Annotated in this window: 22 protein-coding genes and 1 riboswitch; of the genes, 8 read left to right on the top strand and 14 right to left on the bottom strand. The window is 51.3% G+C overall.

What is annotated here, in order from left to right; translation table 11 throughout:
- Nucleotides 1-6: 6 nt before the first annotated feature.
- The 6 genes from EDM58_RS05265 to EDM58_RS05240 form a co-directional block, all read right to left on the bottom strand.
- Entirely contained in the window at nucleotides 7-501 is a 495-nt protein-coding gene (locus tag EDM58_RS05265; RefSeq protein ID WP_246000546.1) for a hypothetical protein, read from the bottom strand.
- 26 nt (nucleotides 502-527) lie between these two features.
- Entirely contained in the window at nucleotides 528-785 is a 258-nt protein-coding gene (locus EDM58_RS05260; RefSeq protein ID WP_122912422.1) for a hypothetical protein, read from the bottom strand.
- A 130-nt stretch (nucleotides 786-915) separates the two neighbouring features.
- Nucleotides 916-2556, bottom strand: coding sequence for a peptide ABC transporter substrate-binding protein (locus EDM58_RS05255; protein ID WP_122912421.1), 1641 nt, complete (start codon nucleotides 2554-2556; stop codon nucleotides 916-918).
- A 224-nt stretch (nucleotides 2557-2780) separates the two neighbouring features.
- Nucleotides 2781-4430 (bottom strand): peptide ABC transporter substrate-binding protein, encoded by a 1650-nt coding sequence (locus tag EDM58_RS05250; protein WP_122912420.1) that lies wholly within the window; start codon nucleotides 4428-4430, stop codon nucleotides 2781-2783.
- Nucleotides 4431-4693: 263 nt separating this feature from the next.
- Nucleotides 4694-5989 (bottom strand): copper amine oxidase N-terminal domain-containing protein, encoded by a 1296-nt coding sequence (locus tag EDM58_RS05245; RefSeq protein WP_122912419.1) that lies wholly within the window; start codon nucleotides 5987-5989, stop codon nucleotides 4694-4696.
- 126 nt (nucleotides 5990-6115) lie between these two features.
- Nucleotides 6116-7114 carry an LCP family protein gene (locus EDM58_RS05240; RefSeq protein WP_122912418.1) on the bottom strand — a complete coding sequence of 333 codons (999 nt, stop codon included), beginning with the start codon at nucleotides 7112-7114 and terminating at the stop codon, nucleotides 6116-6118.
- 176 nt (nucleotides 7115-7290) lie between these two features.
- Here EDM58_RS05240 and EDM58_RS05235 point away from each other — a divergent pair, with 176 nt between their 5' ends.
- Entirely contained in the window at nucleotides 7291-8523 is a 1233-nt protein-coding gene (locus tag EDM58_RS05235; protein WP_122912417.1) for an MFS transporter, read from the top strand.
- Between the two features lie 163 nt (nucleotides 8524-8686).
- On the opposite strand, the gene EDM58_RS05230 is transcribed toward EDM58_RS05235, so the two are convergent.
- A complete protein-coding gene (locus tag EDM58_RS05230; protein ID WP_246000545.1) occupies nucleotides 8687-8950 on the bottom strand; it encodes an SDR family NAD(P)-dependent oxidoreductase in 264 nt (87 codons plus the stop codon).
- A 160-nt stretch (nucleotides 8951-9110) separates the two neighbouring features.
- Between EDM58_RS05230 and EDM58_RS05225 the strand changes: the two genes are divergently transcribed.
- On the top strand, nucleotides 9111-9896 hold the full coding sequence (locus EDM58_RS05225; protein WP_122912416.1) for an arylamine N-acetyltransferase family protein: 786 nt from the start codon (nucleotides 9111-9113) through the stop codon (nucleotides 9894-9896).
- Between the two features lie 62 nt (nucleotides 9897-9958).
- Here the strand turns inward: EDM58_RS05225 and EDM58_RS05220 are convergent, their stop codons facing one another.
- The 6 genes from EDM58_RS05220 to EDM58_RS05195 all read right to left on the bottom strand — a co-directional run bounded on the left by EDM58_RS05220 (nucleotide 9959) and on the right by EDM58_RS05195 (nucleotide 16053).
- On the bottom strand, nucleotides 9959-10390 hold the full coding sequence (locus EDM58_RS05220; RefSeq protein WP_122912415.1) for a BrxA/BrxB family bacilliredoxin: 432 nt from the start codon (nucleotides 10388-10390) through the stop codon (nucleotides 9959-9961).
- An 84-nt stretch (nucleotides 10391-10474) separates the two neighbouring features.
- Nucleotides 10475-12145 (bottom strand): ribonuclease J1, encoded by a 1671-nt coding sequence (gene rnjA, locus EDM58_RS05215; protein WP_122912468.1) that lies wholly within the window; start codon nucleotides 12143-12145, stop codon nucleotides 10475-10477.
- Between the two features lie 461 nt (nucleotides 12146-12606).
- Nucleotides 12607-13245: an SCO family protein gene (locus tag EDM58_RS05210; protein WP_122912414.1), complete on the bottom strand. Its 639-nt coding sequence runs from the start codon at nucleotides 13243-13245 to the stop codon at nucleotides 12607-12609.
- A gap of 69 nt (nucleotides 13246-13314) precedes the next feature.
- On the bottom strand, nucleotides 13315-13629 hold the full coding sequence (locus EDM58_RS05205) for a rhodanese-like domain-containing protein (RefSeq protein ID WP_122912413.1): 315 nt from the start codon (nucleotides 13627-13629) through the stop codon (nucleotides 13315-13317).
- A 65-nt stretch (nucleotides 13630-13694) separates the two neighbouring features.
- Nucleotides 13695-14717 (bottom strand): cytochrome d ubiquinol oxidase subunit II, encoded by a 1023-nt coding sequence (locus EDM58_RS05200; RefSeq protein ID WP_122912412.1) that lies wholly within the window; start codon nucleotides 14715-14717, stop codon nucleotides 13695-13697.
- 25 nt (nucleotides 14718-14742) lie between these two features.
- Entirely contained in the window at nucleotides 14743-16053 is a 1311-nt protein-coding gene (locus EDM58_RS05195; RefSeq protein WP_122912411.1) for a cytochrome ubiquinol oxidase subunit I, read from the bottom strand.
- A 499-nt stretch (nucleotides 16054-16552) separates the two neighbouring features.
- Nucleotides 16553-16664, top strand: a riboswitch (SAM riboswitch).
- A gap of 89 nt (nucleotides 16665-16753) precedes the next feature.
- Between EDM58_RS05195 and EDM58_RS05190 the strand changes: the two genes are divergently transcribed.
- On the top strand, nucleotides 16754-18055 hold the full coding sequence (locus tag EDM58_RS05190) for a homocysteine synthase (protein WP_122912410.1): 1302 nt from the start codon (nucleotides 16754-16756) through the stop codon (nucleotides 18053-18055).
- Nucleotides 18056-18119: 64 nt separating this feature from the next.
- On the opposite strand, the gene EDM58_RS05185 is transcribed toward EDM58_RS05190, so the two are convergent.
- Nucleotides 18120-18941 carry an EcsC family protein gene (locus EDM58_RS05185; protein WP_122912409.1) on the bottom strand — a complete coding sequence of 274 codons (822 nt, stop codon included), beginning with the start codon at nucleotides 18939-18941 and terminating at the stop codon, nucleotides 18120-18122.
- Nucleotides 18942-19137: 196 nt separating this feature from the next.
- Here EDM58_RS05185 and EDM58_RS05180 point away from each other — a divergent pair, with 196 nt between their 5' ends.
- From EDM58_RS05180 to EDM58_RS05160, 5 genes are all read left to right on the top strand, one after another.
- Nucleotides 19138-20202: an ArsR/SmtB family transcription factor gene (locus EDM58_RS05180; RefSeq protein ID WP_122912408.1), complete on the top strand. Its 1065-nt coding sequence runs from the start codon at nucleotides 19138-19140 to the stop codon at nucleotides 20200-20202.
- A complete protein-coding gene (locus EDM58_RS05175) occupies nucleotides 20199-21431 on the top strand; it encodes an MFS transporter (RefSeq protein ID WP_122912407.1) in 1233 nt (410 codons plus the stop codon). The genes EDM58_RS05180 and EDM58_RS05175 overlap by 4 nt, the downstream gene beginning before the upstream one ends.
- 82 nt (nucleotides 21432-21513) lie before the next feature.
- Nucleotides 21514-22452 carry an AAA family ATPase gene (locus EDM58_RS05170; RefSeq protein WP_023556727.1) on the top strand — a complete coding sequence of 313 codons (939 nt, stop codon included), beginning with the start codon at nucleotides 21514-21516 and terminating at the stop codon, nucleotides 22450-22452.
- Nucleotides 22453-22455: 3 nt separating this feature from the next.
- Nucleotides 22456-23646, top strand: a complete 1191-nt coding sequence (locus EDM58_RS05165) for a DUF58 domain-containing protein (protein WP_122912406.1) — start codon at nucleotides 22456-22458, stop codon at nucleotides 23644-23646.
- Nucleotides 23643-24962, top strand: a complete 1320-nt coding sequence (locus EDM58_RS05160; RefSeq protein WP_122912405.1) for a DUF4129 domain-containing protein — start codon at nucleotides 23643-23645, stop codon at nucleotides 24960-24962. Before EDM58_RS05165 ends, EDM58_RS05160 begins: the two co-directional genes overlap by 4 nt.
- Nucleotides 24963-24977: the final 15 nt, after the last annotated feature.

Below are 24977 nucleotides of genomic sequence, written 5' to 3'. Positions count from 1 at the left end.
CTTTTCTTATCTCCAATCTCTTCTTTCCCGACGAGTTTCGGATGCTGCCGCTCCTCCTTTTAGCCCACCGCTTGTCAAAAACTGTTGAATCATTCCGATGACTGCCGGATTGGACAGAACCTTGATCGAATCGGCCACCTTGGGATTTTTCAATTGGGGAATTACGCTGCCCAATTGCGGCAACAGCGGCAGCAGCTCCTCCAGCGGCAGTGCGAGCTTTGGTTTGGGAGGTTCTACTTCAACAGGGTCAGGACGCCGTCTCCCAAACAGAAGCCCTCCCCTTCGCCTCTGAGGAGGTTGACTCGTTTTCATACGGTTCAATTTTTCCTTCATCATCTGAATTTCCTGACGCATTTGATGCATTTCGCGCATCACTTGCTCATTCCCCGAAGAATGCACCTCTGCAATTCGCTCGATCGCTTCCGCCATTTTCGCCTGAGAAGAGCTGCTCTTCGTTTTTTGCTTTGGCTTGGATTTTGTCCTTGCAGCGATAATGCCCACCTCCCCCCTTCTCTTTTCCAAACCAACTATTTAAATTTCTTTTTAAAGGCCTGCACGTCGTTGGGAGTAATTCCTTTTTTCGCGAGCTTGTTCAACAGACTTCCTACATCTTCATTCTTGTACATGGTCCGGAACTGGGCGACATAGCGGGTTAATTCCTGATCTGTAAAATTCTTTCCCGACTTTTTCCCGAGATCACGGATGACTTCCTTCAACCCGGCATCTGTCTTCAATTTCTCTTTCGGTATCGACTTTATGATACTGAGCAACTTGCCCAAATCCACAGCGATCCCCCCTGGTCCAGTATGTTCCTTTCACTTTATGTCAGGAGCAGCGGAATGGATTGGTCATCTGTCCATAAACACGCAAAAAAACGAGGGCTGCTTCTCGCAGCCCTCGTCTGTTCCGTAAATCTTATTGCGCTTTATCAGCCAGTTTGTAGTCAACGTTACCCAAGCCGTCTACGATTACACCGGTAACCTTGTCATTTTGAACCCAAGATTGCGTGTAGAAGTAGATTGGCATGATTGGCATATCTTCCATCAGGATTTTTTCAGCGTCAGCCAGAATAGCTGCGCGTTTTGCCGGATCCATTTCCAGAGAAGATTGGTTCAGCAGTTCTTTGTACTGTGGATTTTCCCAGTTGGTGTCGTTGTTGCCACCCTTTTTATCCTTGTACAGCTCCAGGAAGTTGATTGGATCGTTGAAGTCACCCAACCAGCCCATACGACCGATTTGGTAGTTTCCTTGATGCAGGTCTTCGATGTACACTTTCCACTCTTTGTTTTCCAGTTTTACATCGACGCCCAGGTTTTTCTTCCATTGGTCTTGGATTGCCTCGGCAATCTTTTTGTGACCTTCGGATGTATTGTAGGATAGTGTGACGGTCGGCAGAGAAGTGAGTCCCTCTTCCTTCAAACCCTCTTCCAGCAGTTTTTTCGCTGTTTCAATATCATTGTCCTTGAAGTAGCCATCTTTGTTCAGCGCCATGGATGGTGGCACCGCACCTGTCGCTGGCAATTGACCTGCTTGCAGTACGTTGTCAATCAGGGATTGACGATCGATCGAGTAAGCAAATGCTTTACGGATTTTCACGTTGTTAAACGGTGGTTTTTCCGTATTGAATTTGTACCAGTACGTACCTGCAGTAGGCTGGGTTTTCATTTTTCCGGAATCTTTCAAAGCCGGAATCGCATCTGTTGGAAGTGCGCTTGTTGGAGCACCTGCCCAGTCGAGTTCACCGTTGTCAAACATGGACAGCTCTGTATTCTCGTCCTCTACCATGGAGAATTCGATCTTGTCAAGTTTTACGGAGTCTTTATCCCAGTAGTTGTCGTTTTTCTCTACAATCAGTTTGTTTTTATGTTCCCAAGTGGTCAATTTGAACGGACCGTTACCCACGTGAGTAGCAGCGTCAGCCGCCCATTTTTCATTGGCTTCTACTACTTTTTTGTTTACTGGGTAGTAGGTATAGAACGCTGTCAGCTCTGTAAAGAATGGAGTTGGGTTTTGCAGAGTAACTTCCAGGGTCTTGTCGTCGAGTGCTTTTACGCCGACATCGTCCATTTTGGCTTCGCCTTTGTTGAACGCTTCACCGTTTTTGATGTAGTAGAGCTGGTATGCATAGTTGGAAGCCGTTTTTGGATCCAGCGCGCGTTTCCAAGCGAATTCAAAATCGTGCGCGGTTACAGGATCACCGTTGCTCCATTTTGCGTCGCGCAGTTTAAATGTATATTTTGTGCCGTCTTCGGATACTTCATAGCTTTCCGCAGCAGCTTCATGTACTTTTCCATCTTCACCTGTACGAGTCAGACCTTCAAAGGTAGCGCGAATAATCGTACCGGACGTAGAATCCTCTGCGATGCCTGGGTCAGCTGTAGGTGGTTCCGAATGCAAATTCACTTTCAATACTTTAGGGTCAGTAGATGCTGGCGCTTCAGCGTTGCTGCCTTGATTATCTGCTGGTGCCGCTGCTTGATTGCCGCCGCCACAGCCTGCAAGTGCTGCGCCCAATACGAGGATCGAACTCATTGCCAAGAAGACATTCTTTTTCATTCAACTAAATCCCCCTTTTCTAAATCTTTTATCAATATACATCCATTTATATTATTTTTAAACATGTTTTAGAGTGATTTAATAAATTTTTATTTATTCATTAAGATTTATTGCGCAATTGTAAAAAATTATTACCCCACTAACAACCAATAAAAAAAGAAGCTGCAGGATATCTCCTACAGCTTCTGCTATTTATTTGCGTTTCATGTATTTTTCGGATGTTTTTATTGTGTGATTTCTGCCCACTTCAGGTCGATGAAGCCGAGACCGTCTACTTGAACGCCTTTTACCTTGTCGTTTTGGACCCAGATGTCTACGTCGGTGAAGAGAGGAATGAGCGGCATATCTTCCATGAAAATGGCTTCTGCTTCCGCCAGGATCTGATTGCGTTTTTCCGGATCGTTCTCCAAAGCGGATTGTTTCAGCAATTCTTTGTAGCGCTCGTTTTCCCAGCCTGTGTCGTTGTTGCCTGTATTCTGGTCGCGGAACATCTCCAGATAGTTGATCGGATCATTAAAGTCAGCGTTCCAGCCGATCCGGGCAATTTCATAGTTCAGCTGGTGCATGTCGTCCAGATGTACCTTGAACTCTTTGTTCATCAATTTGACATCGATCCCCAGCGATTTTTTCCACTGGTCTTGAATCGCTTCTGCAATCTTCTTGTGGCGGTCAGTCGTATTATAGGACAGCGTAATGGTTGGCAATTGGCTCAGATTCAGTTCTTGCAGGCCCTCTGCCAGCAATTGCTTCGCGGTTTCCACATCGTTGTCTTTGAAATAGCCTTCTTTTTTGAGAATCATGGATTGCGGCAGCATCCCCATCGTTGGAACCTGCCCTACCTGCGTGATGTTGTCTACGATCTCTTGGCGATTGACAGCGAGAGAGAGCGCTTTCCGGATCTTCACATTCGCCAAAGGACCTTTGGTGGTGTTGATTTTGTACCAGTACATGGTCGCTTTCGGATGGATGACCAGCTTGCCGGATTCTTTCAATGCAGGCACCGCATCGACTGGCAGCCCACCGAGCGGTTGGCCGGCCCAATCCAGCTCGCCGTTTTCAAACATCGACAAGGCGGTATTGTCGTCTTCGATCATGGCGAACTCAATTTTATCCAGCTTCACGACGTCTTTATCCCAATAGTTTTCGTTCTTTTCCAGGATAATTTTGCTTTTGTGCTCCCAAGCTGTCATCTTGAATGGACCATTGCTCACATGGGTAGCTGCTTCCATCGCCCATTTGGGATCGGCTTCCGCTACCTTTTTGTTCACAGGGAAGTACGTATAGAAAGCTGTCAACTGGAGGAAAAAGGGCGTCGGGTTCTCCAATGTGACTTCAAGGGTATGGTCGTCAAGCGCTTTTACGCCCAGCTCGTCAGCAGAAACCTCGCCTTTATGAACTTTCTCCGCGTTTTTGATGTAGTACAGTTGATACGCATACTCGGCACCAAACTGGGGATCCAACACGCGTTTCCAAGCAAATTCGAAGTCGTGTGCGGTCACAGGGTCTCCATTGCTCCATTTGGATTCACGAAGTGTGAAGGTGTATACGAGATTGTCATCGGAGAGCTTCACATCGGAGGCTACAGAGTTCATCGGCTTGGAATTGGCATCCAGACGTGTCAAACCGTCAAAGGTAGCACGTACAACCGCTCCGGATGTCGCATCCTTCGCCAGTCCCGGATCGGCCGTGGAAGGCTCACTCGTCAGGTTGGCACGGAAAAGCTGTTCTACATCGCTCGGTGCAGCCGGCGTCTCTTGTTTGATCTCTCCCGGCTGGACAGGTGCAGTCGTTTGGCCTCCGCCTCCCGAGCAGCCTGCCAGGATGGTTCCCACCAGCAAAGTAAGACCTGCCAGCATGGAAATCTTTTTCTTCATTCCAAAAATCCCCCTTTATCTGAAATCTTTTTCCACCAAAATATACTTGAGCGGATATCCTTTGGGAATGGGTTTTGGATAGATTTCATTAAATTTTATGAATATTAATATAACTATGAATAAATATAAAGAACGGCTTGGTCAGATGAGCGTTTTGGCGGGAATGAAGCTCCTAGAAAAGAGGATTTATCAGGATTATTTGTTTATGAGTAAAAGAAAAAGACCCGGAAAACGTCCGGGCCTATCGCTCTTTATGAAAATGATTATTCTGCAGCAGCAGCTTCCGCGTCTGCTTCTGTACCAGCTTCTGCATTTGCTTCTGCTTCTGCTTCTGCTTCTGCGTCTGCTTCAACATCCGCATCTGCTTCCGCTTCTGCTTCTGCGTCTGCTTCAACATCCGCATCTGCTTCCGCTTCTTCTTCTACAACTGGATCAACGGCTTCTTCATCCTCTATGATGATGATTTCACCTTTTTCCTCATAGTCGACTTTGGTGTTCAGCGCTTCCCCGATAAAACGGAGCGGCAGGAACACGCGTCCGTTTTTCAGGACTGGCTTGGTCTCCAGCGTTACTTTTTGACCGTTGACTTCCGCTTCTCCAGAATCGAGGTAAAGCACGATCTTTTTGTCTCCGCGCACCACTTCAACGACACGGGTCTCCGCTTTCCACTCCACTTCAGCATTCAGGGAGGCACTTACTGCACGCACAGGTACCAGAGCACGGCCTTTTTCCCGGAACGGAGCTACGTCCATTACCACTTCTTTCCCGTTTACGAAGGCTTTCAGCCCGCTTGCCCCTGTTTTTTGGTACAACTCACCCAGTTTCTCAAAGCTTTTCTTGTCACCTGGCTTGTAGAAACGGTCCAGAAGTTCCTTTTGAACCTCCAGCGCTTGCTGCAGCTCGGACAATTGCTCCAGGCGGCTGGTCAGCTCTTCGTATTTTGCTTTCAGCTCATCCGTTACCACCGGGTTTTTCTTCAACTGTATCCGAAGGTCAATCAGCTCTTTTTTCGCTTGTACAGCTTGTTGAATGGCTGCTTTTTTGGCCTCGTAGTCAACATTGGCATTTGCATTGGCTTTGGCTTCTACCTGAAGCTTCTCGATTTCTTTCTGAGCCTTTTCTTCGGCTTTCTTTTTATCTTCTTCCGCCTTTTTAGCCGCTTTCTCTAATTCCTCTTTTGCTTTTTTGGCCTCTTTTTCGGCGTTCTCTTTCGCTTTTTCTGCTTCCTTCTCCGCTTTTTCTAATACCTTCTCAACTTTTTCCTTCGCCTTTTCGGCTTCTTTCTCAGCCTTCTCTTTGGCCTTCTCGGCCTCTTTCTCAGCTTTTTCTTTCTCTTTCTCAGCCTTTTCTTTTGCCTCTTCCTTTTCCTTCTCGGCTTTCTCTTTTTCCTTTTCTTCCTTCTCTTTAGCCTTTTCTTTTTCTTTCTCAGCCTTCTCATTGGCCTTGCTTTCCTGCTTTGCTCGTTCCGATTCTTTTCCTTTATCGCCCGCGTGTACACCTGCGATCGGTGCTACAGCCAATAAAGCAAGAATCAGGCTGGTTGAAATCAGTTTTTTCATCGATGTCCCCTCCGCTATATGCGAAATATACAACCTACTTTTATATCGTCAAATGTTTAACAATTAATTATATTTTTTCACAAAAAGAAAAAGGCCGCCGAGATCCTCCCGGCAGCCTGAGCTTCCCTATTCGTCTGTACTTGTACTTGTTGCTGCTTTTTCCTTCGTTTCTGGTGATTCGAGTATTTCCTTCATAAAGTTCTGCACCTGGGCAACATCGGGCACGAGCACGGAACCTGCACGATGCGACTCACGGAACATTCCCATAGGAGGAAGCTGGTAGTTGCCCGGATGGTCTGTGTCAAGCTGCAGACCAAGAGCGGAAAGCTTGAGCATATCCATCGAGCTGATATTGGTCTGAATATAGGGTGTCACTTCCTTCAGAATCGTCGGCAACTGAATCAACGTCGTTCCCTGCCTCATCTGCTTCGCTACGGCCGCAAAAAGTTTGCGCTGCCGCTCAGTCCGCGTATAGTCCGAGGTTGCATCGTGACGGAAGCGGACGTATTGCAAAGCTTTATCGCCATCAAGCTTCTGAAGCCCTTTTTTCAGATTGATGTCGTAACGGCCCTTATCGGTCGGATCGTGGTAGTACATGTTCTTCTCCACATCCAATTCAACGCCGCCGATCGTATCAATCAACGCCTTGAAGCCCTCAAAATCCGTTATGACATAGCGATCAACCGGCAATCCGGTAAATTTGCTCACTGTTTTCATCGCCAGTTCCGGTCCGCCATTCACCACGGCAGCATTGATTCGCGATTCGCCGTAGCCGGGAATCTCCACGTAGGTATCCCGTAGAATGGAAAAGAGATCAAAACGCTTGTGTTCCGGGTCCAGACTGACGAGCATCATCGAGTCTGACCGCGGCAACCCGCTATTGCGATTCCCCCTGCGGTCTACCCCCATAAGGAGGATGTTGACGCGGTCTTTGCCATCCCAGCGAGGAAGCTCTGCGGCTTTCGTCCACTCACTGCTCCCTGCAGAAGGGGCTGGATTCGGCTCGACCAGATTAGGCTGCTGAATTCCCTGCGAAAATTGATAAAAGGCATATCCATAATAGCCGGTCGCTACTACTAAACAAAACAACAACAGGACAAGTATTCGTTTCCCGATTCGTTTCAAAAAGACTCCACCTTTGCTCCATTGCTCACTTTCGTCCTTTGTTTAGTATACTCGAATCAGATTAATGTGGAGCAGCCTATATTTGGGTACGGCCAAGCATATAACAAACTTTTTTGTTTACAAAGTTTCAAAAATATTCTATACTTACATTATCTTACCAGAGAAGGTGAATAGAGATGATACCGCCGTTTTCTCTTTTGCAACGCTATCCTCGAGAGGCGATGCTATTTCTCACTGCCAGCTTTATCAATGCGGCAGGCAGTGCATTCATGTGGCCTTTGACTACCTTGTACGTGCATACGATACTCGGGCGCACAATGACAGAAGCCGGTTTTGTACTCATGCTTCAATCCATTGCCGGAATCTTCGGCCAGTTTGTCGGCGGTTCGCTTTTTCACCGTCTGGGAGCCAAGCGTCTCATCGTCGGAGCCTTGTTCCTGCAAGGTCTTTTTCAGCTTTCCATCCCGCTTACACAGAGCTGGCCTGTGTATCTGGGAATCATGATGTGCCTGGGCTTTACGTATAATCTGTCTGCGCCCGCGATTCAGGCATTTATCGGTTTCCGCTGGAAAGAACAGCGGCGAGAGATCTTTAATATCGTCTATGTAGGAAACAATATGGGCATGGCGATCGGAACGGCGTTGGCAGGCTTGATCGCGACATTTTCGTTTCAGTTGACCTTTTTTATCAATGGCGTCAGCACCTTGCTGTTCGGCCTGTTCTTCTTCCTGATCATGAAGCATATTTCCCATAAAGATCTCGTCGGCAAGGATCACGAGCAAGCAGCCAGGCGAACTGGTGCCGAAACCTTGCAGCTGCTGCTCAATTACCGTGTATATTTGTTTATGGCGCTTGGCGGAGGCTTTATTTTCTTTTCCACTACAGTGTGGAATACGGGGGTCGCGCCTTATCTGACCAGCCAAGGCATGCCGTTGTCTGCTTACAGCTGGCTGTGGACCGTAAACGGGATTATTATTTTTGCCGGTCAGCCTCTGATTTCCTGGGTCAAACGCCTGATGCGGCAAAATTTGTCCGCACAGCTCGTCGCCAGCGCAGTTGCGTACGGCTGCGGCTTTGCCTTTATGCTCTTCTTGCACGATAGCTATGCTGCCTTTGTTACTGGTATGGTCATTACGACCTTCGGCGAAATGCTGATCGCCCCCACGATCCCTACTTTTATTTCGGAGCGGACGGGAGAGATGGCTCCCTTTTACCTCGGGGTGGTCGGCTCGATTACGGCAGTGGGGCGCTTGCTGGGACCGCTTGCCTTGGGATATGTGTACGATCAAGGCGGGGTCGAGTCGAGCTTGTTGATTTCTACCGTAGTATCGTTTGCTGCGGTTCTTCTCTGCATGCTTCACGCGTATTTGCAGCGGGATCGGCAGAAGCTGATGAGCCATTCACAATAGTTAGTGCTAAGATTGCTCATAAAAAAAGATCGCTCACTCCCAACGCGGGGTGAGCGATTCAGTCTAAACAGAAGCTATATGCTAATGGTTCTTCTGCCCCCTCTTGCATAGGCAAACGGGAAAATACCGTCTCCATAACGGAAACGTTGTCTCGAAAGTCTAGTTAACTCTGGGACAAGTAAGCGACCTTCCATTCTCCTTGGGACCAAGGCGCTGGACCACTTCCTCCGCCCACTTCTTGCTGATCTGCTACATCCACAACCGAAAAATGATGTGCTTCACCAAATTGCCGGCGCAGTTCCTCCACAGCTTCCACTGAGCGCCCGCAACCCGCTACCATCCAATCGAGTTCGTGAAACCGATCCAGCATTGCTCGGCCCAATTCGCGTATAACACCCGTTACCACCGCCAGTTTCCTCTTCCCCAAGTAACCGCACCACTTTAGTATACTTTTTAAACTATTTAGTATATTATGGAAGTAAAAAAAGTTCCGTTCAACCTTTTTTGGGCAAACGAGATACCCCTATTTGTTGAGGTCATGAGAACATCATTGATCAGGTATTATTATAATCGTGGAGGGATGAAAAATGAGCGAACTGAATGCCTTGTTTCGCAAGCGAATTGGCCTGCCAGAAAACAGCCCTGTCACCTTTGAGAATTTGGATGAAGTCCTGGAACGAACAGCAGTGACCATCCCTTTTGAAAACCTGAGCGTCATCCAACAAAACGGTGCTGGCATCTCCGAAGACCGACTCATCGCCAAGATCCTGCAGCAAAACCAAGGCGGGCTGTGCTATGAGTTAAACCCGCTGCTGTATCTGTTCCTAAAGGAAAACGGGCTTGATGTTGCGCTGACAAACGGAGTTGTGTACCAGAATGAAACACAGGAATATCAAAGGCTGGGAAGAACCCATGTCGCCATCCTGCTGCGTCATGCGGGCAGCACCTATTTGCTCGATACAGGCTTCGGAGGAAATCTGCCATTAAAGCCTGTCCCTTTAACCGGTGAAACAATCAGCTCCTTCAATGGAGAATTCCGGGTCAGAAAAGAAAAGAGCGCGCACGGCGACCATGTACTTGAGCTGAAGCTGAAGCACAAGGATGCGGATTGGAGAATCGGCTACGCATTTGATTCCCGGATCGAGCTGCCCGATTTGTCTGCCTGCAATCTGATTCAGAAGATCATTGCCGAGCATCCTGAATCTCCCTTTAACAAAACGCCGCTCATCACCAAATTGACAGAGACAGGCAGCCTCACCTTGACCAACCATTCGTTTACACGATGGGAAAATGGAAGCATGACAAAAGAAGACGTCGAGAGTGAAAGCTTCTCGGAGCTGGCAAAGAAATTGTTCTCAATCTCGCTGCCATAACGGCTTTTTCCATACAAAAAGGCGCCCTTCCTAGGAAGAGCGCCTTTCTTATTTCCCTGATCTTATTCGCTGTACTTGTCGTACGCGCTGGTCAGCAAATTGGCGATCGATTGCAGATCGTTGTTTTCGATCTGATGGCGTTCGATCATCGTCATGATTTTGCCGTCTTTCATGATAGCAAAGGATGGGGAAGACGGTGCATAGCCTTCAAAATACTCGCGGGCCTTCGCTGTCGCTTCCTTGTCTTGTCCGGCAAAAACGGTATAGAGGTGAACTGGTTTTTTCGGGTGGTTCAGCGAATGAACCACGGCTGGTCGAGCCAGACCTGCGGCACAGCCACAGACGGAGTTCACGACGACCAGGGTCAGACCTTTTTGGTTTGGCAAGGTTTGTTCTACTTCTTCTGCTGTGCGAAGCTCTTGAAAACCGTTGTGAGTCAGTTCATCACGCATCGGCTGGATTACTTGGCTCATGTATGCTTCATAAGACATCATCGGGCAGTCTCTCCTTTATTCTCATTTCCGTTATTCCTATTATAACCCCTTCATTCCCATTGGAGAATGAGGAAGTGTGTTGCGCTACACTTCCATCAAAATGGTAAGAATCATCGGGTTGCGGCCCGTTTTTTCATAGATGAACGGCTTGATCACTTCGTTGATCTGCGACTTCAGCTCGGACCATTCCTTGATCTTCTTCTCCAATGCTTCCTGCAAGCGTTGGCGAACCAAGGCCGTCGCTTCCTGGATCAGCGATTCGGAGCCGCGCACGTAGACGAAGCCGCGGCTGACGATATCGGGACCAGTCAGGATCTTGAAGTTCTTCATGTCGAGGCTGACGACGACCACCATCAGGCCATCCTCTGCCAAATGCTTGCGGTCGCGAAGAACGATATTCCCGACATCCCCAATGCCGCTACCGTCAATCAGAACGATGCCAGCCGACACCTTGCTGAGCCACGCCTTCTCCCGGCTGCAGTTCAGCACATCTCCATTGTCCATGATGAAAATATTGCTCTCGTCGATGCCCACCTGCTGTGCCAGCTTGGAGTGGGTCTTGAGCATGCGGTACTCCCCGTGGATCGGGATAAAGTAACGCGGACGGATGAAGTTGAGCATCAGCTTCAGCTCTTCGCTGCTGCCATGGCCCGATGCGTGAATGTCAAAGACATGGCTCAAGATGACATTGGCTCCTGCACGGTACAGCTTGTCAATCGTCCGGCTCACATTGACCGTATTCCCCGGAATCGGGGACGCGGAGATGATCACTGTATCCTCTGGATAGATGGAGACCGTCCGGTGCGAGCCCGAAGCGATCCGCGTCAGAGCTGCCATCGGCTCTCCCTGACTGCCGGTGCAAATGATCAAAACCTGATTGTCGGCGTAATTGTCGATATGCTTGATATCGATCAGCATGCCCTCCGGCATCTGGATATAGCCCAGCTCTTGTCCAATCAAAAAAACCTTTTCCATGCTGCGGCCGATTACCGCTACCTTGCGATTGCATTCCTGCGCAGCATCGACGACCTGTTGCAGACGATGTACGTTGGAAGCAAAGGTAGCCAAAATGATTCGTCCACGCGCTTTTTGCACGACTTCCAGGATGCCTTCGCCTACGGTGCGTTCAGATGCGGTAAAACCAGGACGCTCGCTGTTGGTACTATCCGAAAGCAGCGCCAATACGTCCCCGCTTGCACCGATGCGGGCAATTTTGCCGTACTCGGTCGTATGTCCGACAGGCGTCATGTCGAACTTGAAGTCTCCCGTATGGATGACCATGCCCTCCGGCGTATGCAAGACAATACCGAACGAATCCGGGATGCTGTGATTGGTGCGGAAGAAAGACGCCTTCAGTTTACCAAAAGGAATCTCGGTGTCTTCCGAAATCGGAATCAGCGTCACGTCGTTTTGCATGCGGTGCTCTTCCAGCTTCGCCTTGACCAAGCCCAGGGTAAGACGACCGCCGTAGATCGGCACCTTGATTTGCTTCATGACATAAGGAATCGCCCCAATGTGATCCTCATGTCCATGCGTCAGCAGCAAGGCTTTGATTTTATGCTGATTGGAAACCAGATAGGAGACGTCGGGAATGACCAGATCGATCCCGAACATCTCGTTCTCCGGAAATTTTACTCCACAGTCAATGATGATGATTTCATCCTCGTACTCGACGCAATACATGTTTTTTCCGATCTCGCCGAGTCCGCCCATCGCAAAAATCTTAACGTCACTCAAACTCTTTCCTCCTAGCATCATCGTGCATGATTTTGGGAACCCGAACCAAGCATGCCATTTCTATTGTATCACAACGGACGTCATTCGTTTCATCTAGCTTTGCCAATCGTTGGCGATTCCCTACCTTTGGTTTGGGCTTTTTTTGTGTGGTTGTTGATCGAACTGTGGTGGAGAGGAGGAAAAAGAAGAAAACACTCCAGGCCGGTTGGGATCTTTGCTGGGGGTCATTCCTGGCCGCCTCCCACTCCAAAGGCGGAACCGCGGCCAAAAGCAGCCGATTCGAAGAAGCGGTTTCAAGGTTGTCCGCTAAAAGCGTGTTCCGCCTTTTCCGTTCCGGCTGAGTCAAGATCCCAAAAGCCTTGCGCTTTTTTCTTCTTTTTCCTCAGCCAGCTCCACGTCTCCCCAACCTTACCTTTAAAATGATTAAAAAAACGCCCTCATGCTCTCGCTTCACCAAGCAATCGCAAGTGGGCGCTTTGTTATTTTGCCAAGATGGCCATCTCTTTCATCATCAAATCCATATCCATATCCGCTGCCATGCCGTATGCCTGGCGCATGTTGCCGTCTGCATCGACGAGGAACATGCGGGCTGTATGGGTAATCGAATAGCCAGTCGGTGAATTCTCGTCCGGGAGCTTCATGACACCCATGCCGAAATCTTTGGTGACCGCCTCGATCGCCTTGTCGTCGCCGCGCAGGAACTTCCAGCCGCTCTGGTCTGCATGGAATTTCTCGGCGTACGCCTGCAGCACTTCCGCAGTATCGAACTCCGGATCGAACGTGATGGTGACGAACTCTACCTTGTCGCCGAACAGATTCTTTTCCTTGAGCTGCTCTTGCAGTTGGGACATATTGTAGGTCGTGGCCGGACAAATATCCGGGCAATTGGTAAAGATGAACTCGACCAGACGCACTTTTCCCGTACTTTCCGAGAAGGTATATTTCGTGCCGTCAATATTGTCCAGCGTAAAATCATTCAAAGCCTTGATGACCGGGATCTGGGATTTTTGCATGTACGGATACCCGATCACAACGATGATCGCCAGAACCAAAATGCCTGCCAATACGGGAAACCAGTGCTTTTTCACCGATGCTTCCTGTTGCTTTCCTTCACTCACACGAACTTCCTCCCCATACTATTCCCCGGGCTTCTCTTCTCCCGTTCCCAAACCTTCGGGATGCCCGATCTAGGATTCCTCTTTTTCTCCTGGCCAAGCGAGCATTCCGCCGACCATGTTGGCTACATCAAACCCCATCTCCTGCAGGTACTCCGTCGCACGATGGCTGCGGGCACCGCTGCGGCATACCATCACGACTGGTGTGCTCTTGTCCAGCTCATCGACGCGGTGCGGCAAAAAGCCGAGCGGGATCAGCTTGGCCTGTTTGATATGACCAGCGTTCCACTCATCCACTTCGCGCACGTCAATCACTTGCACCGGTTCACCTGCCTCCAGTTTTTTCTCCAATTCCTCAGGTGTAATCTCTTTTACTTGGTCGCTCATGTGGACCCTCCTATATATGATTGATTCAAGGTCTTTTTTCCCCATCATCATATCATATGCTCCCTTCATTTTCTAACGGGACGGCCCTCTACATAACGTGCGTCAAACAAGAATAAGCGCATCAGCAAAATCAGGGAAGGGATCAACAGGAACAGACCTGCGATCAAGCCGATCACCAGCGCCTGGCTCATGGCCGGACTAGCGATGCTGTCCGCGATGGTGATATAGGGATACAGCAGATAAGGCAAGTGAGACTGCCCGTATCCGAAGAACGCAAAGGCGAATTGCAGCATCACTAGGATAAAAGCCCAGCCGTAGTTGCGCTTCTTTAACAGGAGAGCTAGCGCTCCGCAAAAGCACGCGAAGGAGAGCAGGAACATCCAGCTCACATCCATCATGTTGGCAAAATGCTCCGGATTGTGCTGATGGATGGAAAGAAAGACTAGAAAACTGGCAAAGATCGTCGGCAGGCTCCATGCCACCGCGTACGAGCGCAGCAATTTGATAGCTGCCGTATCTTTGGCGCGATCTGCATAGTACGTCAGAAAGCTCGCGCTGATAAACAGCACACTGACAATCGCAAGAAAAACGACCGCCCAGGAGTAAGGGCTGGTGAAGAGCTTCCCCGTCAGCAGTACAATCTCATCCCCCGTTTTTTCGAGAAAGCCTCCTTCGGAAATCGTCAAGACCGTCGCCAATGAGGCGGGAATAAAAAGGCCAGTGACTCCGTACACGAACTGATACGCCTTACTGTTGCGGGCTCCGTAATGCGCGAAGGCATAAAAGGAGCCGCGCAGCGATTGAAGCACCAGAAAAATGCTACCAGGCACCAAGAGAGCTGTGCCATAGTAATAGGCCGTGTCGGGGAAAAATCCGATCAATCCGATCATAAAGAAGATCAGAAAGACGTTGGTCACTTCCCACACGGGGGACAAATAGCGCGAAATGATTCCATTGACGATATGGTCGCGTCCCGTCAGGTTGCAGTAGTAGGCAAAAAATCCTGCGCCAAAATCAATCGACGCGACGATCAAATACCCGTACAAAAAGATCCACAACACGGTGATGGCCAGCGTTTCCAGTGGCATGCAAAGCTCCCTCCTTTGATCGCTTTTACAGCTCTGCCTCTGCTGGTTTGTTCTTGAACATCCGCTTCAGGACGAGAGTGCAGACGACCGCCAGGAATGTGTACAGCAAGGAGAACAAGATCAGCATTTCCCCGACGTTGTCTGCTGTCGTCGCGGCATTGGACGTCTTCATGTAGCCGACCAGAATCCAGGGTTGCCTTCCCACTTCGGAGAAAATCCAGCCCAGCTCAATCGCCAGCATGGACAGCGGCGCTCCCCAGATGATCAGGTGCATCAGGTAGCGCGGCAGCTCGCCTTTTTTCCATCGCTTGCATGCAAAGTAGACAAGCGGGACGACCAGTAAATACATCCCGATGACGACCATGCCATCGAACAGGTAGTGAATAAAGAGCGGCGGCCACAGCTCTCTTGGGATCTGATCCAGCCCGATCACTTCCCCGATCGGTGAATTGGTAGCCAGGATGCTCAGCGCATACGGGATTTTCAGGCCGTATTTTACCTCATTCGTAACCGGGTCCAACACGCCTCCAAGAATCAGCTCTGCCTCCGTCTTCGTCTCAAAATGCCATTCCGCTGCGGCGAGCTTGGCTGGTTGGTACTGCGCGAGGAATTTCCCCGCAATATCTCCCCACACTGCTGTTCCGATCGCAAAGATCAGACTGAGAACCATGGTGAAGTTCAATGCTTTTTTATAATAGACATGCTTGTTGCCCTTGAGAATTTTCCACGCCGCAATCGCCGCCAGGATAAACGCAGAGACCGTATAGGCCGACAGGATCATATGCCCTGCTTTGGATGGCGTAGCCGGGTTAAACATGGCCGCCAGAGGTTGAATATCGACGATCGATCCATTCTCCAGCGTGAAGCCTTGCGGGGTGTTCATGAAAGCATTAACCGTCATGATGAAAAAAGCGGAAGCTGTTGACCCTAGAATCACGGGAAGCGAAAACAACCAGTGAATATACGGATTTTTGAAACGATCCCAAGTATATAGATAAATCCCCAGAAAGATCGCCTCGAAGAAGAAGGCAAACGTCTCCAGAAAGAGCGGCAGTGCAATCGCTTCTCCTGCCACTTTCATAAAGCTGGGCCAGAGCAAACTAAGTTGCAAACCAATACAAGTACCGGTCACGACACCGACAGCGACCGTCACGGTAAAGCCCTTCACCCACCGCTTCGCCATCAGGGTGTACATCGGGTCTTTTTTGCGGATGCCCAGCCATTCTGCAACAGAAATGATGACGGGAATCCCTACCCCCATTGCTGCAAAGATAATATGAAAGCCGAGTGTCAGCGAGGTTAAAAGACGGGCCAACATCGTGTTATCCAGTTCCATTGCGCTCTCCTCCCTCAGGCTCCTTGCTTGTAATCACTACTTATGTGAAGCGTATCACAAGCAAGATGGAAAACCCTTCATGTCAGCAAAGTGTTTGTGAACGCGGGGAGGCTAAAGGGTTACAAATTGAAGGCAAAGCTCTCTCGACATGAGTGCTATGTAAATCCTGAATTACGATTAGTAATTAACTTGTTTTTTAAAAGTAAGTTATTTATAATCAAGTTAGAAATGGGGATAGGAGGGACGAAAATGGGTACTTGTAGATGCGGTCAAACCAAAAACGCAGAAGGAAATTGCGACGGAACACACGCGACCATCAAAAAGGACTAAGCGAAAAAACAAAAAGAGGATTGCAGATCAACTGCTCTCCTCTTTTTTCATGCCTGTCGGGCAATCACTTTCGCAAAAATCCCCAAAAGCCACTCTGATAACTTACATTTCCGCCATTGACAGAAGAATAGCAATTCCATACAATTGTGATAACAATCAGAAAAAGATGTTTTCATCAAGAGTGGTGGAGGGACAGGCCCGATGAAACCCGGCAACCTGCATGTCAGATGCGAGGTGCCAATTCCTGCAGAATCCAATCTGTTGATTCTGGGAGATGAATGTACGCATACGGCATGTCCGGAGCCTTCTTCTTCCCAGGAGAAGGCTCCGTTTTTATTTCATCTACTCACAGAAAAAAGGAGAGATAATCATGTCCGATCAACAACAGTGGAAACCAGAAACCCTCGCGATTCACGGGGGACAGGAGGTAGACCCCGCGACAGGCTCCCGAGCCGTCCCGATCTACCAGACCAGCTCGTACGTATTCCGCGATACGGAGCATGCCGCAAACCTGTTCGCGCTCAAGGAGCTGGGGAACATCTACACCCGGATCATGAACCCGACGCAAGATGCTTTCGAGAAGCGCGTCGCCCTGTTGGAAGGCGGCGTAGGGGCACTGGCTACCTCATCCGGTCAGGCAGCGATCACCTTCTCTATTCTCAATATCGCCCAGGCCGGGGATGAAATCGTCGCCTCCAGCAGCCTTTACGGCGGGACGTACAATCTGTTCGCCCATACCTTGCCGCGTCTGGGGATCAAGGTGCACTTCGTGGATCAATCCAATCCGGAGAACTTCCGCGCTGCTATCAATGAAAAGACCAAAGCCGTCTTCGTCGAGACGATCGGCAATCCGCGCATCAACGTGGCAGATCTCGAAGCGATCTCCGCAGTAGCTCATGAAAACGGCATTCCGCTGATCGTAGACAACACGTTCGCCTCGCCGATCCTCTGCCGTCCTTTCGACCACGGTGCCGATATCGTCGTCCACTCCACGACCAAATTCATCGGCGGACACGGGACTGCAATTGGCGGCATCATCGTCGATTCCGGCAAATTCAACTGGGACAACGGCAAATTCCCGGGACTGACGACGCCGGATCCGAGCTATCACGGCGTAGTGTACACCGAAGCACTCGGTCCATTGGCTTACATCCTCAAAGCACGCGTGCAGCTGCAGCGCGATATCGGAGCGGCAGTCGCGCCATTCAACTCCTTTTTGTTCCTGCAGGGACTGGAGACGCTGCATCTGCGCATGGAGCGCCACAGCCAAAACGCGTTGGCTGTCGCCCGCTTCCTGGAAAACCATCCAGAAGTGGAGTGGGTCAACTACCCGGGGCTGGAAACCAACTCCGAGTACGAGCTGGCCAAGAAATACCTGCCAAAAGGCGCTGGCGCCATCCTCACCTTCGGCATTCGCGGCGGCGTGAAGGAAGGGCAGAAGCTGATTGAATCCGTGAAGCTCTTCTCCCACCTCGCCAACGTGGGCGATTCCAAGTCGCTGATCATTCACCCTGCCAGCACGACGCACCAGCAATTGAATGAAGCCGAGCAAATCGCAGCCGGCGTCTCCCCGGGAATGGTTCGCTTGTCTGTCGGAACCGAAGCGATCGAGGACATCATCGGCGATTTGGAGCAAGCGCTGCAAAAAGCTGTCGCGATCCGCGCTGTGTAATCATATACAATTGACAAAGAAAAGGGCTTTTCTGCAAGCAAAACACTTGCGGAAAAGCCCCTTTTTATTGCCCTGCGAAATGATTCTGTTCCCTCAACCGCTCCAGAATGCGCCGCTTGCGGTACAGCATCATCCCCGCCTCTGCCACATCCTGCACAGTAGAACGATTCAGATAGGCCCCGAACAGGATTCCGGCTATCGGCACCATCTGGAACAATTTTTTCCAACCGAAGTTTTCCGTGTACGTCACGACTACCTCCCGCCAGCCCTGCAACTGCGCGATCACGTCTTTTTGCGCGTTGGGCTCGTCAAAGCGGGACAGCTCCGCTAAAATGGCTTTCTTCCCTACGATATCAGACGAGGCAAACTGCAGGCATTTCACCACAAACAGCCGCTCCTTCTTCTCGTGCGGACGATACCCGTAGCAAAGCGCAATCTCTTGCAGGATTTTGAGCGAGGTCCCGAGCAGCAAAGGGATGTCCAGAGCCAGCGTAAAAATACCGCCAATCCCAGTCGTCGCTCCTTGCACGGCTGCGAAGGTTGCTCTCGACTCTCGCAGCTCCATCGCCACCTCGTTCATCATCGCAAGCGGTGCTGCCGCAATCTCCTCTCCCCCGATGTCAGCGGGCTTCTTAGGATGCAGCCGCTGGCGAAACCTTTGATAGATAGGCTCCGCCTGTACCAGGTAGGTTCCGCCCGTCTCCAGAAAAGCGGTCATCTCATCCACTGCTGTCCCTAGCTTTTCTCTCACGAAGGCGGGCGTGATGCGATCCAAAAGGACAAATGGAAGCCTCCCGAGCTTCTCCCAGAACCACAAATCGTTCTGATCGCGCTCCCAAGCCTCCACTTCCTTCAATGCCTGTAGCAACGTCTCTCTCGATTCCATCCGTTGCAGCTCCCTCCCTGGATTTCCCGCACTTTGTATCTGTTCATACGATGCCCCGTTTCAAATGTTTCAACTTGTATTTGTGTGGACAGGAAATAGGCGTGGATCTAAAAGAGGATTTTGTTCGATAAACACAGAATATTTTATTCGATTATTTTAGAACAATCAGATCTATCCTTACGAAAAGAGTGATTCGATGAAACGCTTGAACATGGGCAGAAGCCGTACGACGTATCAAGTAGAGCTGCATCATTCTCCACTTTTTGAAGCAGCGCTGGGAATCGCAGCCGCAACCTATGACGACATCCATTCCACTTTGAATCAGCCGCCTGCCTACTGGCAGCAGATGTTGGCCGATCTCCCCCCTGATGTCAGGTCGGAAGCTTCCTATGCAAAAGAGTACAACACTTGGAAAACCCTGCTGCAACTGCTGCACGCGCAACATTTTGCCGATCTGGAAGCGTTTCTGGATTTTCTCCAACAGCTAAGCGCAGAGGAGTTGCGCTATCTGGCCTTGCCTTTTCTCGGGGACGAGCTTCAGTCTGCTCGACGCAGAGCAGCGGCAGGCAGCGAAGAGGATATCTTCGCCTTGATCCAGGCTTGTCAGGGGCATCTCTTTTTCCCTGCCTACATCTCGCACGTAACCGCGGCAGATCCGGAAGAACTGCGCAAGCATTTGAGCGTGCTGATGAATGGCTGGTATCTGACTCATGTAAAACCGTGCGAGGCGGAGATTACGCGCATGCTCGAGCGCGACCGGGCACAAAAAGAGTCCTTGTTGGGAAAATGGTCGGCAGAAGAGCTTGTCGCTTATGCTACAGACGGCGATTATCCTCCGGAGCCTGCCGTGACTCGCGTATTGCTCATCCCTCAAGCCATCTACCGCCCCTGGACCGTGCAAGCCGACAAGGAAACTACAAAGATCTTCTATTACCCGGTAGCCGAGCAGCATCTGTTCGAGCAGGCTGATCCCTATCGTCCACCGCAATCGCTCGTACAAATGATGAAGGCGCTGGGTGACGAGCATCGGCTTCGTCTGGTCAAAATCCTTGCCGGGCAGGAAAAGAGCCTGCAGGAATTGACGGAGCAGCTACAGCTCGGCAAATCAACGGTACACCATCATCTGTCCATGCTGCGCTCCGCACATCTCGTAGAAACGGCCGGCACAAAATACAGATTGCGAAAACCCGCTCTGGACAGGCTACCTCTACAGTTGGAACATTTCATAGATAGCGCCGGATCGGGGGAAGAACACACTTGACGACTCCGCCTCTTCTGCGCCAACGCCCTTTTCTATCGATCCTGCTGGGACAACTCGTCTCCGAGCTGGGGGCCACGCTGGGGACTTTGGCTACAAGCTGGCTGATCTTTCAAGCGACTGGCTCCTATACGGCAGTCGGCGGACTGTGGCTGCTCTACTTTTTGCCTTCTCTGGCGCTGCAGTTGGTTGCAGGTCCTTACCTGGACCGCTGGGAGAAAAAACGCGTCCTCGTATTTTGCCAGTGGATGCGCGGCGGGGCCTTTTGCCTCTCCTTCGCCGTTCTGTTTCTGTGGCCTGAGGTACAATGGCCGTTTTATCTCACTTCTCTGGTCAATGGACTGATCCAGCCACTCTATGTACCGGCCAGTCAGTCCCTGCTGCCTTCCATCGTGAAGAAAGAGGAGCTGGTCAGCGCCAATGCCACCCTGGACGGTGTGCTGCGCATGGCGATGATCGGCGGACCCGTATTGGGGGGCGCGATTGTCGTCGCTTTGGAGGGCACCTGGGTATTGGCAATGGTCGCAATGAGCTTTTGGATCAGCGGACTTCTTTTGCTGTACAGCCCCATCCAAGCAGGGGAGAAAAAGGTGGAGAAGCAGCCGTGGGTCACGATGTTTCTCGCCGGCCTGCACGTGTTTCGGGAACAGCCGCTATTGCTGTGGCTGGGTGTTTTTCTGGCTGTCGTCCAATTTGCTGTGGGGATCACTCTGGTCTTGACCATCCCCTACGTGGTCGACGAGCTGTCCGGCACTTCGCTGCATGTAGGGTTGTTCCAGGCCGGTTTTCCGCTTGGGTATTTGCTCGGAGCTCTGCTCGTACCGCCATTCTCTGCCCGATACGCGCAAAAGCATGTCCTTATGCTGGGCTCTATCGCCATCGGAGGCGCAACCTTTGTCGCACTTGGCCTCGTCCAGCACGTCTGGGTCGCCATCGCAATCGAGGTTATCGCCGGGATTGCCGCCCCCTTTTTCCACGTACACAGCACCAGTCTGTATCAGCGCTCAGTCCCGCCTGATCTGATGGGGCGCGTCTTATCCGTCAGGCTTTTGATCATGCGCCTGACCATGCCGCTAGGGGTCTGGCTGGGCGGTCAGTTAGGAGAGTCCCTCGGGATTCGCTCACTGTATATCGGCATGGGCCTATTGATTGTCGCCATCGCCTTGCTCGGCTTGTTCCTGCCTTATTTTCGCGCTATGCAACAGTCTTATCACATTGATAAAAAATTCTAAAATTTGGCAAAAGGAATTCCCTCGTACTGTATAATGAAGGTCGGGTGATCCCCTAGATTCTGAAAATAAAAGGAGCGTTTTTATGCCCCAGTCTTCTTTACACACTCTGCTGGATACCGTTAACCGCGTCATTGTCGGAAAAGACAAACAGATTCGACTGCTGGTTACTGCCCTTCTCGCCCGCGGCCATGTCTTGCTGGAGGATCTTCCCGGCATGGGGAAAACGGTGCTTGCGAAAACATTGGCTCAGTCCATCGGCGGTACGTACAACCGCGTACAATTCACTGCCGACCTGCTGCCATCCGATATTGTCGGTCTGCATGTGTTCAACCAGCGCAGCAACGACTTTGAATTGCGCAAAGGACCCGTGTTCGCTGACATTCTGCTGGCCGACGAGATCAACCGCGCGACCCCGCGCACACAATCCGGCCTGTTGGAATGCATGGAGGAACGCCAGGTGTCCATCGAAGGCGTGACGCTGCCGCTCTCTCCTGCCATGCTGGTCATCGCGACACAAAACCCGATCGAATCAGAAGGCACCTACCCATTGCCTGAAGCGCAACTGGACCGGTTTTTATTCAAAATCTCCCTGGGATACGGCAATCGCGAGGATTCCCGCGAGATCTTGCGCCGCTTCCGCAGTCAATCCCCGCTCGAGGCGATACAGCCTGTCATCTCGGTCGACGAGATCGTCGCCTTGCAGCAGGAAGTAACCAAGGTGCACGTCAGCTCTACGGTGGAAGAGTATGTGATCGACCTGACCGAAGCGACGCGCGACAATCGCTCGATCGAGGTAGGCATCAGCCCCCGCGCCATGCTCGCGCTGGTCCGTTGCGCGCAGGCGTCTGCTTTCCTGGATGGACGCAGCTTTGTTTTGCCCGATGATGTGAAGCACGTCTTCCCGAGCCTGGCTACGCACCGCATCCGTCTCTCGATGGAGGCAGAGCTTCATGTCACGGAGGAGGAAGTCATCGCGGAAATTCTGAAAACAGTCCCGACCCCGGTCGAAGAAAGTGTGTAGGCGATGAATGCGAAACAGCCCTTTCAATTAATCGGCTTTCTCTTGCTGTTCGGCGCGCTTTTCTCCGGAAGCTGGTTCCTATGGCTTTTCGGCGGGCTGTTCTTTTTCCTCCCGGCTGCACAGGATTGGTGGCAAGCACGGCTTGGACGCTGGCTGCGAGTGGAGTGGTCCGCTGACCAAAGCCGGGTCATGCCGGGAACACCGGTACATGTCACGATCAAGCTTCATAATCGTTCGTGGCTTCCGCTCCCTGCTACCTGGCTGCGGATCACCTTGCCCGATCACGTCACCGTAGACGGGGCGGATGAGAGCAGTGTTCACAACCAACGGATGATCGTCCATCTGCGCCTGGATGTGCCTGCCCGAAGAAGTGCGGCACGCGCGCTCGTACTGACTCCTCACAAGCGCGGCACCATTTGGCTGACAGATGTGCAGACGCAGACGATGCCATTGTTTGCCGGAGAAGCAACTCCGGTGCTGTTGCCGCTCTCTTTTTCCCTGCTGGTCTACCCGTCGCCATTGCCGCTGCCCCCCATCGCTTTTGAGGAGACAGAGCCAGACGGCAATAGCCTTTCCCGGCAAAGACGGCAGGAAGATCCGACATTTTTGCGCGGGGTCAGACCCTATTCCCCAGGCGACCGGATGAAACAGATCCACTGGAAGGCCACAGCCAAGACGAACGCGCTGCAAACGCGCTTGTTCGAGCATACCGCCCGTTCCAACTGGCGTCTCGTAGGTCATATTCTGCCATCGTACGAACCGAAGCTGCAAAAGCATAATGATGCCGAAAACGAGCGCACCATCTCTTTTTTGGCGGCGCTATCCATCTACTGTCGCAAGCGCTCGCTCGGCTACGAGCTGTTTCTCACTGTCAAGCAGCGCGGTCGGGAGATGTACCATGTGCCTGCGGGGAGCGGTAAAACCCATCATCTCCAGATCATGACCCACCTCGCCCAGCTCCACCACTTTTTCACGACGCCATTGGCCTCTCTGCTGCGCCGCTTGGAGGAAAGCTCCTCGAAGGAAGCCATTCTGCTCATCACGCCGCGTCTGGACGAACAGACCGCCGCTTCCATCGAACGGCTGCAGCGGCGTGGCCACAAGGTTGCCGTACTGGATGTCTCGGAGGAAGAGCCTGTCCTCCGTCGGTATGAGGCAGCAGCCGATCGCCGGAGAAAGGTGGTGGCACGATGAGCTTCTCGTTTTTGGGCCGACTGGGAGTAAGCTTTTGGCTGGAGGCATTGCTGGCAGCAAGCGCTTTGATGCTCTTCGGCTATCTCGCGGCAGGAGAGACCGAAATGCTGGTCTTCGCGATTGCAGTATCCTTCCCCTTCCTCATCGGGGGCTGGCTCTACCGGGCAGGCGGACAAAACACCCTCCTGCATCTCTTGCTCTATCCGTTGCTTGCGGGTGCAGCCTTACTTGGCTTCTACTGGTTTGATTCCTGGCTGATCGCGTTGCTGCTGGCAGGCGGGCTTTATTGGCGCATCCATGAACTGTCTCAGGACATCTTCCACGTTGACAATTTGCTAAGACGTTTTATATTCGCCAATGCCATCTGTCTGACGCATCTGACTTTGGCTGCCCTGTTTCTTCCCGCTAATGCGAGGGCTCCTTTTGATCCGCACGCCTTTTACGGGATGCTCGCGGTGATCCTCGCCAGTTATCTGGTGCTGAATGCCTGCCTGTACATGTCACATGTGCAAATCCCGCATGGTCGTCCGCCTGTCCGCATCCGGCTGACCCTATCGGCCCAATGGCTGTTGACGCGAATTATGCTCCTGAGCGGGTATCTCTTGGGCGGCTATTCCCTGCTTTGGCTCCTCCACGTTCTTTGGGCCTGGCTGAAAGAGCCATTCTGGGAACTGTTGTACAATTTGTTCGACCCGCTCCTTCAGATGTTGTCGAGTTGGACGGCTGGGCTATTCGCCAACAGGCAGATGGAGGAAATCAAAAATAATCAAGAGATGGGCAAGGATCAGCCGTACGAAGAACTGGAAGGTGCCGGAGAACCGCTCTTTACGGCATTGGAGCCTTACCTGATCGCAGGGCTAGTCTTGCTGGCGGCCGTCCTGCTGGCGCGCTTTATCTGGAAGCGCCGACATGCACCGAAGGCTGGCGAGGAAGCACCATCCTTGCCTGTCTTGCAAACGACGATCTCCGACCTGGAGCCATCGGAGTCAGAGCCGGGGCAACCACTGCTCGATCTGAATACCTTTTTCAAAAACCGAAAAGGTCCATCAGAAGAGCCCGTTCGCTACGCTTATTACCAGTTCTTGCAGCATATGGCGGCACAAAGCATCCCGATCCATCGCTATGAGACTACGCAGGAATTCTTGCAGAGACTGCGCACTCAGCTGCCTGATCCCGTTCAGATCGAGCTGGCGGAGAGCATTACACGCTTTTATGAGCAGTACCGCTACCAGGAGCACTCCTTGTCTGAACCGGATTTGGCGGCGATGCAGGAAGCAGTGCGCAAGCTTTTGGAGACCTCACCACCCCGTTCGTAATGGGGTGGTTTTTTG

It is taken from the genome of Brevibacillus panacihumi, from assembly GCF_003710985.1.
GTDB classification, from domain to species: domain Bacteria; phylum Bacillota; class Bacilli; order Brevibacillales; family Brevibacillaceae; genus Brevibacillus; species Brevibacillus panacihumi.
This window is presented reverse-complemented; position numbering and strand designations above follow the sequence as displayed.

Bases quoted from the DNA above. Each gene is read 5' to 3' on its own strand.
- EDM58_RS05165 (WP_122912406.1), top strand. From the start codon at position 22,456: ATGAATGCGAAACAGCCCTTTCAATTAATCGGCTTTCTCTTGCTGTTC.
- EDM58_RS05180 (WP_122912408.1), top strand. From the start codon at position 19,138: ATGAAACGCTTGAACATGGGCAGAAGCCGTACGACGTATCAAGTAGAG.
- EDM58_RS05160 (WP_122912405.1), top strand. From the start codon at position 23,643: ATGAGCTTCTCGTTTTTGGGCCGACTGGGAGTAAGCTTTTGGCTGGAG.
- EDM58_RS05195 (WP_122912411.1), bottom strand. From the start codon at position 16,053: ATGGAACTGGATAACACGATGTTGGCCCGTCTTTTAACCTCGCTGACA.
- EDM58_RS05205 (WP_122912413.1), bottom strand. From the start codon at position 13,629: ATGAGCGACCAAGTAAAAGAGATTACACCTGAGGAATTGGAGAAAAAA.
- EDM58_RS05250 (WP_122912420.1), bottom strand. From the start codon at position 4,430: ATGAAGAAAAAGATTTCCATGCTGGCAGGTCTTACTTTGCTGGTGGGA.
- EDM58_RS05200 (WP_122912412.1), bottom strand. From the start codon at position 14,717: ATGCCACTGGAAACGCTGGCCATCACCGTGTTGTGGATCTTTTTGTAC.
- EDM58_RS05225 (WP_122912416.1), top strand. From the start codon at position 9,111: ATGAGCGAACTGAATGCCTTGTTTCGCAAGCGAATTGGCCTGCCAGAA.
- EDM58_RS05170 (WP_023556727.1), top strand. From the start codon at position 21,514: ATGCCCCAGTCTTCTTTACACACTCTGCTGGATACCGTTAACCGCGTC.
- EDM58_RS05255 (WP_122912421.1), bottom strand. From the start codon at position 2,556: ATGAAAAAGAATGTCTTCTTGGCAATGAGTTCGATCCTCGTATTGGGC.
- EDM58_RS05235 (WP_122912417.1), top strand. From the start codon at position 7,291: ATGATACCGCCGTTTTCTCTTTTGCAACGCTATCCTCGAGAGGCGATG.
- EDM58_RS05185 (WP_122912409.1), bottom strand. From the start codon at position 18,941: ATGGAATCGAGAGAGACGTTGCTACAGGCATTGAAGGAAGTGGAGGCT.
- rnjA (WP_122912468.1), bottom strand. From the start codon at position 12,145: ATGCTAGGAGGAAAGAGTTTGAGTGACGTTAAGATTTTTGCGATGGGC.
- EDM58_RS05245 (WP_122912419.1), bottom strand. From the start codon at position 5,989: ATGAAAAAACTGATTTCAACCAGCCTGATTCTTGCTTTATTGGCTGTA.
- EDM58_RS05190 (WP_122912410.1), top strand. From the start codon at position 16,754: ATGTCCGATCAACAACAGTGGAAACCAGAAACCCTCGCGATTCACGGG.
- EDM58_RS05220 (WP_122912415.1), bottom strand. From the start codon at position 10,390: ATGATGTCTTATGAAGCATACATGAGCCAAGTAATCCAGCCGATGCGT.